The sequence below is a fragment of the Sorangium sp. So ce887 genome, assembly GCF_051521455.1.
GTDB lineage: Bacteria > Myxococcota_A > Polyangia > Polyangiales > Polyangiaceae > Sorangium.
The window spans coordinates 5,268,249-5,281,967 of the sequence record NZ_CP150354.1 but is presented as its reverse complement, the minus strand read 5'-3'; the positions used below and the strand labels follow the sequence as shown (position 1 = coordinate 5,281,967).

General features: G+C 73.8%; 11 protein-coding genes. 7 read left to right on the top strand and 4 right to left on the bottom strand.

What is annotated here, in order from left to right; translation table 11 throughout:
- Positions 1–5: 5 nt before the first annotated feature.
- The gene (locus WMF36_RS19650; RefSeq protein ID WP_437581152.1) at positions 6–749 is read right to left on the bottom strand and encodes a class I SAM-dependent methyltransferase; all 744 of its coding nucleotides are present in this window, start codon (positions 747–749) and stop codon (positions 6–8) included.
- The gene (gene folD / locus WMF36_RS19645; protein WP_437581151.1) at positions 746–1,615 is read right to left on the bottom strand and encodes a bifunctional methylenetetrahydrofolate dehydrogenase/methenyltetrahydrofolate cyclohydrolase FolD; all 870 of its coding nucleotides are present in this window, start codon (positions 1,613–1,615) and stop codon (positions 746–748) included. Before folD ends, WMF36_RS19650 begins: the two co-directional genes overlap by 4 nt.
- 89 nt (positions 1,616–1,704) lie before the next feature.
- Between folD and WMF36_RS19640 the strand changes: the two genes are divergently transcribed.
- Both WMF36_RS19640 and WMF36_RS19635 read left to right on the top strand, forming a co-directional pair.
- Complete coding sequence (locus WMF36_RS19640) at positions 1,705–3,081, top strand: nicotinate phosphoribosyltransferase (protein WP_437581150.1); 1,377 nt, start codon at positions 1,705–1,707, stop codon at positions 3,079–3,081.
- Between the two features lie 70 nt (positions 3,082–3,151).
- Positions 3,152–3,835 carry a cysteine hydrolase family protein gene (locus tag WMF36_RS19635; protein WP_437581149.1) on the top strand — a complete coding sequence of 228 codons (684 nt, stop codon included), beginning with the start codon at positions 3,152–3,154 and terminating at the stop codon, positions 3,833–3,835.
- Positions 3,836–3,878: 43 nt separating this feature from the next.
- Here WMF36_RS19635 and WMF36_RS19630 read toward each other — a convergent pair whose 3' ends face one another.
- A complete protein-coding gene (locus WMF36_RS19630; RefSeq protein WP_437581148.1) occupies positions 3,879–5,870 on the bottom strand; it encodes an EAL domain-containing protein in 1,992 nt (663 codons plus the stop codon).
- Positions 5,871–6,189: 319 nt separating this feature from the next.
- Here WMF36_RS19630 and coaE point away from each other — a divergent pair, with 319 nt between their 5' ends.
- The 3 genes from coaE (at position 6,190) to WMF36_RS19615 (ending at position 9,058) form a co-directional block, all read left to right on the top strand.
- Positions 6,190–6,822, top strand: coding sequence for a dephospho-CoA kinase (gene coaE / locus WMF36_RS19625; protein WP_437581147.1), 633 nt, complete (start codon positions 6,190–6,192; stop codon positions 6,820–6,822).
- 42 nt (positions 6,823–6,864) lie between these two features.
- Positions 6,865–8,304, top strand: a complete 1,440-nt coding sequence (locus WMF36_RS19620) for a ribonuclease H-like domain-containing protein (protein WP_437581146.1) — start codon at positions 6,865–6,867, stop codon at positions 8,302–8,304.
- Positions 8,305–8,407: 103 nt separating this feature from the next.
- Positions 8,408–9,058, top strand: a complete 651-nt coding sequence (locus WMF36_RS19615; protein WP_437581145.1) for a DUF72 domain-containing protein — start codon at positions 8,408–8,410, stop codon at positions 9,056–9,058.
- 69 nt (positions 9,059–9,127) lie between these two features.
- On the opposite strand, the gene lnt is transcribed toward WMF36_RS19615, so the two are convergent.
- Positions 9,128–10,846: an apolipoprotein N-acyltransferase gene (lnt, locus tag WMF36_RS19610; RefSeq protein ID WP_437581144.1), complete on the bottom strand. Its 1,719-nt coding sequence runs from the start codon at positions 10,844–10,846 to the stop codon at positions 9,128–9,130.
- Positions 10,847–11,160: 314 nt separating this feature from the next.
- Between lnt and WMF36_RS19605 the strand changes: the two genes are divergently transcribed.
- Positions 11,161–12,423, top strand: coding sequence for a hybrid sensor histidine kinase/response regulator (locus tag WMF36_RS19605; protein WP_437581143.1), 1,263 nt, complete (start codon positions 11,161–11,163; stop codon positions 12,421–12,423).
- A gap of 37 nt (positions 12,424–12,460) precedes the next feature.
- The gene (locus WMF36_RS19600) at positions 12,461–13,633 is read left to right on the top strand and encodes a cysteine desulfurase family protein (RefSeq protein WP_437581142.1); all 1,173 of its coding nucleotides are present in this window, start codon (positions 12,461–12,463) and stop codon (positions 13,631–13,633) included.
- The last annotated feature ends 86 nt before the right edge of the window (positions 13,634–13,719 follow it).

Sequence of the window (13,719 nt, the reverse complement as noted above, 5' to 3'; positions counted from 1 at the left end):
CGCCCCTATTCTCCATCCTGGGTTGCGTCCACCTCGGCGCACCGGGGGAGCGGCAACAGCCGCAGCACCCGCGCCTCGCGCCCCTCGCGCCCCTCCAGGTCGAGCGACGTGGGGACGAGGCAACGCGCGAGCTCCTCGACGCCTTCCGAGGGGCAGTAGGCGCGCCCCGGATCCCCGACGAGCACGGCCGCCGTCCCCGCGGCCTGACGCCGCAGCCAGGGGAGCATCCGGTCGACCATCGCGCGCTCGTAGAAGATGTCGCCCGCCACGATGACGTCCCACGCGCCGCGCGCGGCGCTCGCCGTGAGATCCTCCGTGATGACGTCGACGGCGACGCCGTTGAGGGCCGCGTTCAGCTGGAGCGCGGCGGCGGCGAATGGATCGATGTCGGCGGCGCTGACGTGCGCCGCGCCGGCGCGGACCGCGGCGATCGCGACGACGCCGCCGCCGGCGGCGAGGTCGAGCACGCGCTTGCCCGAGACCGCGGCGGGGTGATCGAGCAGGTACCGCGCGAGCGCCTGCCCGCCGGCCCACGCGAACGCCCAGTACGGCGGCGGCACGCCCGCGCGCGCGAGCGCCGCCTCGGTCGCGTGCCAGAGCGGCGTGACCTCGGTCGCGAGGTGGAGCCGCACCTCGGGGACGAGCGGCGGGCTGGCCACGGCGGTCTCGCGCGCCACGAACGCCGCGGCGCTCGCGGCAGGGGCGAGGGCCTCGACGGGCCCGCGGGGCTCCGGCGCCCGAGCGATCACGGCCGCTGCTTCGCGACCCGCGCTTCCGCCGCGCGCAGCGTCGCCTCGAGCAGCGAGGCGATCGTCATGGGGCCGACGCCGCCCGGCACCGGCGTGATCCAGGCAGCGCGCTCCCTGGCGGCCTCGAAATCGACGTCGCCCACCAGCTTGCCCGCGTCGTCGCGGTTCATGCCGACGTCGATCACCGTGGCCCCTTCCTTGATCCAGTCGCCCCCGATGAGCTTCGCCTTGCCCGCGGCGGCGACGAGGACGTCGGCCTCGCGGCAGATCGCCCGCAGATCGCGCGTGCGGGAGTGGGCGATCGCGACCGTCGCGTGCTGCGCGAGCAGCAGCTGCGCCATCGGCCTGCCGACGAGGTGGCTCCGCCCGACCACCACCGCGCGGGCGCCGGCGAGCTCGACGCCCGCCTCGGCGAGCAGGCGCATGCAGCCGACCGGCGTGCACGGCGCGAGGCCGCCTGGGCGGCCCAGCGCGAGCAGGCCTGCGTTCACCGGGTGGAGGCCGTCGACGTCCTTCGCGGGAGCGATGGCGTCGAGCACGGCGTGCTCCCGGAGGTGCTCCGGCAGCGGCAGCTGGACGAGGATCCCGTCGACCGCGTCGTCCGCGTTGAGCTCCGCGATGAGCGCGAGCAGCTCGGCCTCGGTCGTCCCGGCCGGGAGCGCGCGGAGCCGGCCCCGAATGCCGACCTCGTTCGACACCCGCTCCTTGCTCCGCGTGTGGGTCACGCTGGCCGGGTCCTCGCCGACGAGCACCACCTCGAGGCCGGGGGGCCGGCCGTGGGCGGCCGCGAAGCGCGCCACCCCCTCCCGCACCTCGTCGCGGACCTTCTGAGCGATCGCCTTGCCGTCCAGGATCTTGGCTGCCACGGCCGCGGAGCTTAGACCAGCCGCGGCCGTCGCGGGAGCGGCGCGATCTTCGGGTTGACCCTTCCGTCCAGCGTCTCTAGCCATGAGCGGTGGACGCGCTGCACACCGATCTCTACCAGTTGACGATGGCGGCGGGGTACTTCCACCGCGGCATGGCCTCGCGCGTCGCGACGTGCGAGCTCTTCGTGCGGCGGCTGCCCAGGCACCGGCGCTTCCTCGTCGCGATGGGCCTCGAGCGCGTCCTGCGCTACCTCGAGCAGCTCCGCTTCACCGACGAGCAGATCGCCTACCTGAGCGCGCTCCCCGCCCTCGCGGACGCGATGACGCCGGCGTTCTGCAGCTACCTGCGGGACTTCCGCTTTCACGGCGACGTCTGGGCCGTCCCGGAGGGGACGGTGTTCTTCCCGAACGAGCCGCTCCTGCGCGTCACCGCGCCGATCATCGAGGCGCAGCTCATCGAGACGTTCGCCCTGTCCGCCGTCAACCACGCCACCACGATCGCGTCGAAGGCCGCGCGCATCGTCCTGGCTGCCGGCGACGCGGGGGTCATGGAGTTCGGCACCCGGAGGGCTCACCCGGAGGCGGCGCTCGACGCGGCGCGGGCCGCGTACGCGGTCGGCTGCGTCGGCACCTCCAACGTGGAGGCCGGCATGCGCTTCGGCATCCCGGTGCTCGGGACGGCCGCGCACATGTGGACCATGGCCCACCCGTCGGAGGAGGCCGCGTTCGAGGGCTACGTCGCCGTCTTCCCGAGCGCGGCGATCCTGCTCATCGACACGTACGACACGCTCGTCGGCGCCGCGCGCGCGGCGGCGATCGCGCGCGACAAGCTGAAGGGGGTCCGGCTCGACTCCGGCGACCTCGGCGCGCTCAGCGTGGCCGTGCGGAGGATCCTCGACGCCGCCGGGTGCGCGTCGGCGAAGATCGTCGCCTCGGGCGATCTCAACGAGCACCGGATCGCCGAGCTCAGGCGCGCCGGGGCGCCCATCGATCTCTACGGCGTCGGGACGGACCTCGTGACGTCGATCGATTCCCCCGCGCTGGGCGGCGTGTACAAGCTCGTGGAGATCGGCGGCGTCGAGCCGGGCGCCGGAGCAGCGCGCACGCCCATCGCGAAGTTCTCGGAAGGCAAGGCGACGCTGCCCGGCGCGCACCAGGTGCACCGCTTCCGCGACCCGGCCGGGAGGCTCGCCCGCGACGTCATCGCGCTCGACGGCGAGCCCGCGGGCCCCGGGGCCGAGCCGCTGCTCGCGCCCGTGATGAAGCAGGGCGCCCGCGTCGCGCCGCCCGAGGGGCTCGACGCGGTCCGGGCGCGCGTGCGGGCCGAGATCGCCGGGCTGCCGGAGGCGCTGCGGCGCATCGACGACGACCCCTCGCCGGGCGCGCCCTTCCCGGTCGAGGTGTCACCGGAGCTCGGCGCGCTCGTGGAGACGGTGCGCGCCCGCGTCGTCTCCGGCGTAGGATAGCGAGAGCGAGCGAGGCGGCGATGGCGCGGCGGCGCGCCCCACGTGAGCGGCACGCGAGAGGAGAGAGGACATGGCGAGTGGCAACGTGACCCGGCAACCTCCGCCCCCGAGGGTGTTCGTCGACGTGGACGTGCAGCGAGACTTCTGCGAGGAGGCCGGCGCGCTCTACGTGAAGGGCTCGCCGAACGCGCTGTTCCGGAGGCTCACGGAGCACGCCGTCGCGCACGGGATCCCGATCGTCGGCTCGGTCGACTCGCACGCGTGGGACGCGTGGGAGTTCGCGTCGAACGACGTCCCGGCCCCGGAGGGCGACAAGCCGGGCTTCCCGGACCACTGCGTGAAGGGGACGCCGGGCTGGCTGAAGGTCGAGGGGACGCTGCCGCCGCGCTTCCGCTTTCTCCCGAACGTCGAGCGCGCGCCCATCGAAGCGGCGGTGCGCGAGCTCGCGACGGGCACGATCCACGCGGTCTACTTCGAGAAGGAGGTCTACAGCCTCTTCGCGAACCCCCTCGCCGAGGGGTTCCTGCGCGAGCTCGCCGCGGCGCTCGGCGGCGCGCCGGAGCTCGTCGTGTACGGCGTGGCGACCGACTACTGCGTCCGCTCCGCCGCCCTCGGGCTGGCGCAGCGCGGCTACCGCACGACGCTCCTGACCGACGCCGTCGCCGGCATCACCGAGGCCGGCGTCGCCGCCGCGCTCTCCGAGATGCACGCCGCCGGCGTCACGCTCACCACGTCGTCAGCCCTGCTTCGCTAGCGAGCCCGGCGGGGTCCCCGCGGGCGCGCCCGCGGGGGCGTCGTCAGCGGCCCTCCGGAGAGCCCGTCGCGCCGGGATCGCTCGGCTCGCCCTGGGCGCGCAGCGACGCGCAGAGGTCGACGAGCGGCTGCGGCTTGTCGAAGTGCCACCCCTGCGCGTAGTGGATGCCCATCGACGTGAGCAGATCGGCGATCTCCTGGTTCTCCACCTGCTCGGCGACGGTCTTGATGCCGAGCGTGTCGCCGATCCGCTGCACCGACTCGACGATCGCGCGGTGGAGCGTGTTGTCCTGAAGATCGCGCACGAACATGCCGTCGATCTTCACGTAGTCGACCGGCAGGCTCTCCAGGTAGCCGTACGACGCGTGCCCGCTGCCGAAGTCGTCGATCGCGAACCGGCACCCCATGGCGCCGAGCTCCTGCATGAACCACAGCACCTCGCCGAGGTTGGCGAGCGCCGCCGTCTCGGTGATCTCGAAGCAGATCTTGCTCGGCGGCACCTGCGCCCGGTGCAGCTGCTCGACAAGGAAGTCGAGCAGGCCCTCGCGCAGGAGAGACACGCCCGACAGGTTGATCGAGCACGTGTCGAGGCGCCGGAGCGCGTGCTGCGGCATCGCGCCGATCAGCCGGAACGCCTGCCGCGCGACGTAGCGATCGATGACGTGGATCAGGCCGCTCTGCTCCGCCGCCTGGATGATGCCCACGGGCGAGTAGAGCCGGCCGTCCTCGCCGAGCTGCCGCACGAGCACCTCGAAGTGCGCGCCGTGGGGGCGGGGCGCCGCGCCCGGCATGACGAGCGGGTGGATGCCCTGCGAGTAGAGCCGCAGCCGCCCCTCGGCGAGGTGGCGCTGCAGGCTCGCGACCCACTGCATCGAGCGCCGGCTCGTCGTCATCTGCTGGTCGTCGAGGTAGACCTGCAGCCGCCCGCGCCCGTTCTCCTTCGCGATCCGGCACGCGTGATCGGCGGCGCCGAGCACGTCGACCGCCCGCTCGAAGTGGGGCGTCAGCACCACGAGCCCGATGCTGGCGCCGATCGAGAACGTCTTCTCCGCCCACCCGAACCGGAACTCGAGCAAGCAGATCTGCAGATCGCGCGCGATCCGCTCCGCCTCTCGCTCGCTCTTGTTCGCGAGCAGCAGCACGAACTCGTCGCCGCCGATGCGCCCGGCCGCGTCCTGCGGGCCGACGATCTCGTGCACGCGCGTCGCGACCCACTGGAGCAGATCGTCCCCCGCCTCGTGCCCGCAGGTCGCGTTGACGAGGCGGAAGCGATCCAGGTCGATGTAACAGAGCGCGTACGGCGTCCCCGTCTTCCTGCAGTCGTTGAGCGCCTCCTCGATGCGATCGATGATCGCGTACCGGTCGAGGAGGCGCGTCAGCGCGTCGTAGCGGGGCTTGGCCGGGTGGATCGGCAGGGGCCCCGGCGCGCCGAGCTCGCGGAAGAGCACGATCTGCCCGGGAGGAGGCGGCGGCTTCGAGTCGCGCTGGCCTTCGCGCGAGGGCCGCCCCGCGATCGTGCCGATCGTGTGGAGGATCGGGATGACGGAGCCGTCGCGGCGCTCGAGCAGCGCGGTGTACCGCGCCGGCGGCCGGGTCGCCTCGGGGGCGGCGAGCGGCGCGCCCGGCGTGCGCAGCGCGCCCTCGTCGATGATCACCGGCGAGAGCGGCACCGCGGGCTCGCGCCGCGGCGTGAGCGCCGGCGGCGGAGCGGGCTTCGCGGGCGCGCCGTCGTCGAACAGCTCGTTCATCTCTCCGACGTCGATGTCCGGATCTCCGCTCGTCGTCCCCGCCGCCGGGATCAGGCGGAGCACGCGATCGAGCAGCGCGCCGCGCGCCTCGACGATCGACCAGCCGGTCAGCCGTTCGGCCGCGCCGTTGCAGCGCACCACGCGCTGCTCGGCGTCGATCTCGATCAGCCCGACGTCGACCTCGGACAGCCACGCAGCGAGGTGTTTGTCCGGCGAGCCACGGTGCGCGTCCGAGCGATCGAACGCGGCGTGCAGGCTCGACTCCGGCCGGTCATCGATCTTTGCCACCACCCGGTTATGGTAGTTGCATTCCCGGAGAAGCGGACTTCTTAAGCGCCGGCGGCGAGGAAACTCGACGGCCACGACCGACCGCTGGGGTAGGCTCGGGTCATGGGTGGTCACGAGGAGAGCAGGCGCTCCAAGCCGGGGCTCGGCGCCAGCGCCGCCGTCCTTTCGCCGGCGTCGCGGCGATTTGTCGAGCTTCAGCAAAAAACGCCTGGCCACAGGCCCACGAAGGACTGGGCTAACGCGATGCGTTGTGGTGGCGTGTCGGGATCGGGGGACGGTGTGGGAGCGCGGATCGCGCTCGGTGCGGGCTGAGGCATCGATGGGGCTTGTCCTGTTCGGGCTCACCGGCGGCCTGGGATCCGGCAAGAGCACGGTGGCGGCGCGCTTTCGCGCGGAGGGGCTTCCGGTCATCGACGCCGATGCGCTCGCCCGCGACGTGGTGGCGGAGGGGACCGAGGGGCTCGGCGAGGTGGTCCGCGCCTTCGGTCCGGAGGTGTTGCTGCCGGACGGCTCGCTCGATCGCGCGCGCGTCGCCGCGATGGTGTTCGACGACCCGGGCAAGCGCCGGCAGCTGAACGCGATCGTGCACCCGCGCATCGCGGCGCTCCTGCTGGAGCGCGCCGCGGCGCTCGAGGCGCGAGGCGAGCCGCTGGCGTGCTACGAGGCGGCGCTCCTCGTCGAGAACGGGGTCGCCGACGCGTTCCGTCCGCTCGTGGTCGTCGCGGTGCCTGAGGCCGTCCAGATCGCGCGCGCGATGGCGCGGGACGGCGCGACCGCGGAGCAGGTGCGCGCCCGGCTCGACGCGCAGCTCCCGCTCGCGAGCAAGGTCGCGGTCGCCGACTACGTCATCGACAACGCCGGCGATCGCGCCGCGACCGAGCGCCAGGCCGACGAGGTGCTCGCCTCGATCCGGGCGAAGCTCGGCGGCCGCGCTGAACGGGCGGGACGCTGACTTGATGCGCAGTGCCCGGCGTGGAAGTCTCGCGACCGGCCGATGACGTCGTTCAAGTCGAAGCTCGCGCGGCTCGGGCCGCTCCCGACGGAGCCACGCGCCGGCGCGGTCCCGGGCGCGATCGCACAAGCCGAGGCGTCGCGGCCGCCGGTGGCGGCGGCGGGAGCGCCCGCCGCGGTCGGCGCTCGACCGTCGCTGGACGAGCTGCGCGAGCGCATCTCTCGCATCGTCGCGCGCGGCGCGCCGCCGACCCCCAGGGCCGATCCGGCGCGCGGCGAGCTCCCCTTCCATGTCGAGCAGACGCCCGGGGGGCCGCTCTACGTGAGCCGCACCCGCTCGCTCGCGGCGGCCCGCGTCGGCCGCGCGCCGCTCGTCGCCGCGCGCGACGCCGACCCGGCGATGCTCGCGCTCCTGGCGCTCGACCCGGCGCTCGCCGGCTGCGATCTGCGGAGGGCGCTGTTCCTCGACACGGAGACGACGGGCCTCGCCGGCGGCACGGGCACCGTGCCGTTCCTGATCGGCCTCGCCTGGTTCGACCCCGGGGCCGCCGGCGCGGGGCCGCTCGGCGAGCCGTCGTTCGACGCCTTCGTCATGGAGCAGCTCCTCCTGCGCCGCCTCGGCGAGGAGGAGCCCATCCTGCGCCGCCTCGCCGAGCGCCTCGCCGACGCCTCGATGATCGTCACGTACAACGGCAAGGCGTTCGACATGCCGCTCCTGCGCACGCGCTACGTGATGAACCGCCTGCCGCCGCCGCCGGAGCTGCCGCACCTCGATCTCGTCCACGTCGCGCGCCGCATCCACAAGGCGCGCCTGAAGACCTGCACGCTCATCGCGCTGGAGCACGACGTGCTCGGCCGGGTGCGCGTCGGGGACGTGCCCGGCGGCGAGATCGTCGCGTGCTACGCCCACTTTCTGCGCACCGGGGACGAGGACGCGCTGCTCGGCGTCGTCGAGCACAACGCGGCCGACGTGCTCGCGATGGTCGCGCTGGTCGGCCTCTACGGCGAGCCGCTCGGCGGCCTCGCCGCCGGCGATCTCGCCGGGGCGGCGGCGACGCTGCGGCGGGCGGGCGCGCTCGAGCGCGCGGCGGAGCTCGCGGACGCGGCCGTCGAGCGCGGCGGGGGCGCGGTCGCGCGCCGCGCGCGCGGCGACATCGCGAAGGCGCGCGGGGACAAGGCGCGGGCGCTCTCGGACTACGAGGCGCTCGCCGCCGAGATCGACGATCCCGCGGTGCGCCTCGCGCTGGCGAAGCTCTACGAGCACCACGTCCGCGCCTTCGCCCGCGCCCTTGACCTGGCCGACCAGGGCACCGCCGAGCCCGAGCCCGCGCAGGCCCGCCGCAGAGCCCGCCTGCGGCGCAAGCTCGATCGCAGCGCCGCCGGCGCCGCGCTCGCGCTGCCGTTCGAGCGCGCCGAGGCCGCCGCCGGAGCGCGGCCTTGCCCCCTGCCCGCCGCCGCGCCGCGACGCAAGGGCGGAGAGTGAGCGGGCACCCCGCAGTCCCGCGGTTCGGGGGTCTGGACGGTCCGATCGAGAAATCCATCCGTCTGGCTTCTCGCCGGGGCGTGCGTGGGCTAGGGTGGGGGCGATGATTACCGTCGGCTGCGCCGGTTTCCCCGTCCCAGCGACGCGCTATTTCCGCGAGTTTATGTTCGTGGAGGTGCAGGAGACCCATGTGTCCCTTCCGGGACCTGGAACGATCCGGCGCTGGCGGCGCGAAGCTCCGGTCGGCTTTCGATTTGCCCTGCTCGGTCCGCGTGAGATCGGGCAGGAGGGGTTTCGGGACGGCAAGGTGATCGAGACGGCTCTGAAGAGCATCGAGGCCGTCGCCGACGAGCTCGAGGCGAAGAGCGCCGTCTTCGTCGGTCCCCCGGAGTTCACGCCGACGCGCGCGAACAAGGCCATCCTCCGCGAGTTCCTTGCCAGCGTGAAGAAGCGCTTCGAGCGCGTCGTCTTCGAGCCGCCGCCGGGGTGGGCTCCGGACGAGAGCGACGAGCTCACCCAGGAGGTCGGCGCCCTCGCCGCGCGCGATCCGCTGACCACGGGGCTCTCGCGGCTGAAGGTCGCCTACTACCGCCTGCACGGCCCGGCGGGGCACAAGTCGCGCTACGAGGACCCGGCGATCGAGCGGCTCGCCGAGATCGCGCGCGGCGCGAAGCACGACGACGCGACGTACGTGTTCACGAACGTCGACATGTTCGCCGACGCGAAGCGCTTCAAGAAGGCGATGAAGATCTGACGCGGGCGCGCCGCGCGGTCGGCGCGCCCCGGCGGCGAGGCTCAGCGTCCGGCGCTCCGGACGCGTGGCTCAGCGCTCGGCGCGCCGGAGGCGCAGGCGCTCCGGACGCGTGAACAGCGCCATGGCGACGCTCACGACCGCGGCGACGTACCACGGGATGTCCTTCACGGTCCCGTAGACGGTCTGCGCGCGCATGAACCGCGCCTCGCCGAGGAGCGATTGCTCCTTGAAGGTGTCGCTTTGCACGACGACCCGGCCGACCGGGTCGACGATCGCCGAGACGCCGCTGTTCGTGGCGCGCACGAGGTAGCGGCGGTGCTCGATGGCGCGCATCTTCGCGAGCGCGAGGTGGATCCACGGCTCCGTCGAGTCGCCGAACCAGGCGTCGTTCGTGAGGTTGACGAGGAGGTCGGGGTCGCCCTCGGCGACCAGCTTGTTCACGAAGTGCGGCAGGATGTCCTCGTAGCAGATCATCGTCGCGATCCTGTGGCCGTCCCACTCGAGCGGGGCGAGCGACGTGCCGGGGCTGAACCGGCCCGAGTTCGGCGACAGCGTGTAGAGGTACGGGATCGTGTCGCCGAGCGGGAGGTACTCGCCGAACGCGAGCAGGTACTGCTTGTCGTACCGTCCGAGGATCTCGCCGTCCTTGCCGGCCATCAGCGCCGTGTTGAAGCTCACGCCGCGCTCGTTCCGGTCGGCCGGGAGCCGGTGGATGACCGTGCCGACCACGGTGGGCACGCCGAGGCGGCCCGTGAGCGACCGCTGGACCTCGGTCTTGTAGGCCGACTCGCGGAACGCCTGCGGCACGCCCGCCTCGCTCCACACGACGAGCCCAGCGCCCTGCTTCGCGAGCTCCTGGGTCCTTTTCAGGTGGATCTTGACCGCGTTCCGGCGATCGAAGAGCGCGAGGTTCGGCTGGACGATGCCGATTTTGATCGGCTCGGCCGCGGCGACTGCCGCGTCCACGGCGCGCATCCGGACGAGGCCGTACACGGCGGCGAGGGCGGGGGCCGCGACGCCCACCGCGACGACGGCGCGGTTCAGCGGGCGGCCGGGCCGCGACGGGCCGGCGTCGCCGCCCGCCTCGCGCGGCGCGCGCTGCGACGCGCGATCCAGCCAGAGCTTCACCAGCTCGGCGATCGCGAGGTTCGCGGCGACAAGCACCAGCCCGACGAGGTAGGGGCCGCCGAGATCCGCGACCTGGCCCATCACCGGGGCGTTGTGGACCGAGGCGCCGTAGTACCAGGGGAAGAGCAGCGGATAGACGAGCTCGCTCGTCACGAACGCGAGCGCGAACGCCACGGCGCCCGGCCAGCCGCGCGCCTCGGCCCGCCCGTAGAGCCAGCCGCACAGGGCGATCCGTCCCGCCTGGTAGGCGCAGAGGATGGCCATGAAGACCGTGCAGAGGATTGTGGGGAATCCGCTGAACACCCGCAGCATCTCGAGCAGCCAGTAGAAGCCGGTCATCGTCATGACGAAGCCGGCGATCCAGCCGAGCAGCGCCGCGCGCCGCGGCGTCTGTCCGCGCAGCGCCACGATCAGCGGGACGAGGCCGAAGAACGAGATCGGCCAGAGATCCATCCCCGGAAACCCGAGGAAGTAGAGGAAGCCGGAGAGCGCCGCGAGCCCGTAGGAGAGGCGCGCGGGCAGCGGCCGCACCGCGTCGTTCGCGCTCGCGCGCGGGGCGCTCGCGCTGCCCGGCGCTTCCGGCCGAGGAAGGTGCTCGGCCGCTCCGCCTCCGACGTCGGCGCCGGCGGCCTCGCTCTCTTGCTGGTGCGCGGTCGTCATCGGGAGCGCCGGGGGAAGGGGAAGCAGCGCGCCGCGGCGAAGGCGCGGTGGAACCTGAAGGAGCCGGGCATGGCGCCCCCGTATTGGATGGGCGCCGCCGGTCGTCAACCCGCTCGGCGCTCGCCTGGCAACCCGCTCGGCGCGCGCGCGGTGACGAGCTCAGCACGACCGCAGGAACAAGCGCGGCGCAAGCGAGCGCCCCAAGCGGACGACCCGGGCGCCGGCCGGGCCGGCGGACCCGGTCAGGCGGTGGAAAGTAACGCAGAACGTGCCTGACCCCCGTCGATCGCGACTACTATGCGCACGCAGAGCCCATGTCGAAGATACTTCACATCGAGGATGATCCCGCGAACCGCCTGCTCGTCCGCAAGCTGCTCCAGAGCGCCGGCTACGAGGTCCTCGAGGCCGCCGACGGGCTCGAAGGGGTGCGCCTTGCCTGCACGCTTCACCCGGACCTCGTCCTCGTCGATCTGAACATCCCCGGCCTCGACGGGTTCGAGGTCACCCTGCGCCTGCGCGGCGAGGCGTCGCTCGCCGGCGTCCCCATCGTCGCGATCACCGCCGAGGGCGATCGGGACACGAGCCTCGCCGTCGGCTGCGACGGCTTCCTCCAGAAGCCGATCGACGCGCGCTCCTTCTCGGCGGTCATCGCCCGCTACCTCAGCGGCGCGCGCGAGGAGCTCCCCGCGTCGCAGGGGCCGCTCCGGCTGCGCGAGCAGAGCCAGCGCATCGTCGCCCACCTCGAGCAGAAGGTGGCCGAGCTCTCGCGCGCCAACGCCCGGCTCCGCGAGCTCGACGCCGCGCGCACCGAGTTCTACCGCAACATCTCGCACGAGCTCGCGACCCCGATGACCCCGATCGTCGGGTACGTGAAGCTGCTCGCCGACGAGGAGCTCGGCCCGCTCAACAAGGCGCAGAAGAAGGCGCTGCTCGCGATGGAGGACTGCGTTCGCAGGCTCCGGTCGCTCATCGACAACCTGCTCGACGTGACCGGCATCGAGACGGGCCGGATGCGCTTCATGCACTCGGAGTACGATTTCCTCGACACCACGCGGCGCGCCCTCGCGCAGGTGGCCGACCGCTTCGCCGAGGGGAAGGTGCAGCTCGTCGAGGACCTGCCGCGCGGCCCGCTCCCCGCCTGGGGCGACGCGGGCCGGCTGCAGCGGGCGATGATCCAGCTGTTCGAGAACGCCGCGAAGTTCACGCCGGCCGGCGGCACCGCGGGCGTGCGGGTCAGCGTGCTCCAGTCGGGGCACTACGAGCTCTGCGTCGCCGACACGGGGCCCGGGGTGAAGGCGGACCGCCTGCAGCGCATCTTCGAGCCGTTCTACCAGGTCGACGGCTCGGCCACGCGCGCCTACGGCGGCGTCGGCGTCGGGCTCGCGATCGCGCGGCGCACCGCCCGCGGGCTCGGCGGCGACCTGCGCGTCGTGTCGCCCAGCAACGAGGTGATCGAGGGCGAGACGCTCACCGGATCGGCGTTCTACCTGACCGTCGCCCGGCGCGCGCCCCTCCAGGACGACGGCAGCTCGCCGGGCCGCCTCGGCCCGCCCTCGTCGCCGCCCGCCGATCCGTAGTCGTCCTGATGCGCCCTGCCTCTCCGTCGCCGTCCTGATGCGCCCTGCCTCCAGCGTCATCTATCTCGACTGGAACGCCACGACGCCGCCGCACCCCGAGGTCCTGGCGGCGATGCAGGCCGCCGCCGAGGTGGCCTGGGCCAACCCGGCGAGCGTGCACGGACCGGGGCGGCGAGCGCGCGCGTTCGTCGAGCAGGCGCGGGAGGCGGTCGCCCGGCTGACCGGGTTCGACGCGCGCGACGTGACCCTCACCTCGGGCGGGACCGAGGCCAACAACCTCGCGCTCGGGCACGCCTTCGGGGAGGAGGCCGGCGCGCTCGTGGTCTCGCGGATCGAGCACCCCTCGGTGACCCGCGCCGCGGAGGGGCTCGCCGCCCGCGGCGTGCACGTCGCCTGGGTCGATCCCGAGCCGTCCGGCCGGGTCGCGCCGGAGGCGATCGCCGCCGCCATCGATCGGGCGGCAGCGATCGCGCCCGTGCGGCTCGTGAGCCTCCAGGCGGTCAACCACGAGACGGGGGTCGTCCAGCCGGTCGCCGAGGCGGCGGCGATCGTCCATGCCCGCCGGGCGCGGCTCCACGTGGACGCCGTCCAGGCGGTGGGACGCCTCCCGCCGGAGGCGTGGGCCGGGGCGGATCTCGTGTCGGTCGCGGCCCACAAGATCCGGGGCCCGAAGGGGATCGGAGCGCTCGCGGTGCGGCCGGGCATCCGGCTCCGGCCCGTCCTGCTCGGCGGCGCCCAGGAGCGCGGGATGCGTCCCGGGACACAGGACCCGCTCGCCGCGGCCGGCTTCGCCGTGGCCGCCCGGCGAGCGATCGACGCCCCCGCCCGGTACGCGGCGCTCGCCCCGCTCCGCGATCGCCTCGAGGCCGCGCTCACCCAGGTTGGGCGCGCGGCCGGCGCCGCGCCCCTCCGCAACGGGGACGGCGCGCGCGCCCCCCACGTCACGAACCTCTCCTGGCCCGGCTGGCGCGGCGACGAGCTCTGCGCCGCGCTCGACCTGGAGGGCGTCGCCGCGTCCAGCGGCGCGGCCTGCAGCGCCGGGACCGCCGAGCCGTCCCCAGTCCTCATGGCGATGCTCGGCCTCGAGCGCGCGGCCTCCGCCGTGCGCTTCTCGATCGGCGAGGACACGACCGAGGCCGACCTGGCCGAGGCCGCGCTCCGCATGGCCCGCGTGCTCTCCCGCCTGCGGTCACTTCCAGCCCGAAGCTGAGCCGATCCAGCCGCTTACCGGGATCCCCCCGATTCTTGAACCATCCCTCGAGCCATTCCGGATAACCGCGCAGAGAAGGGTGAGTC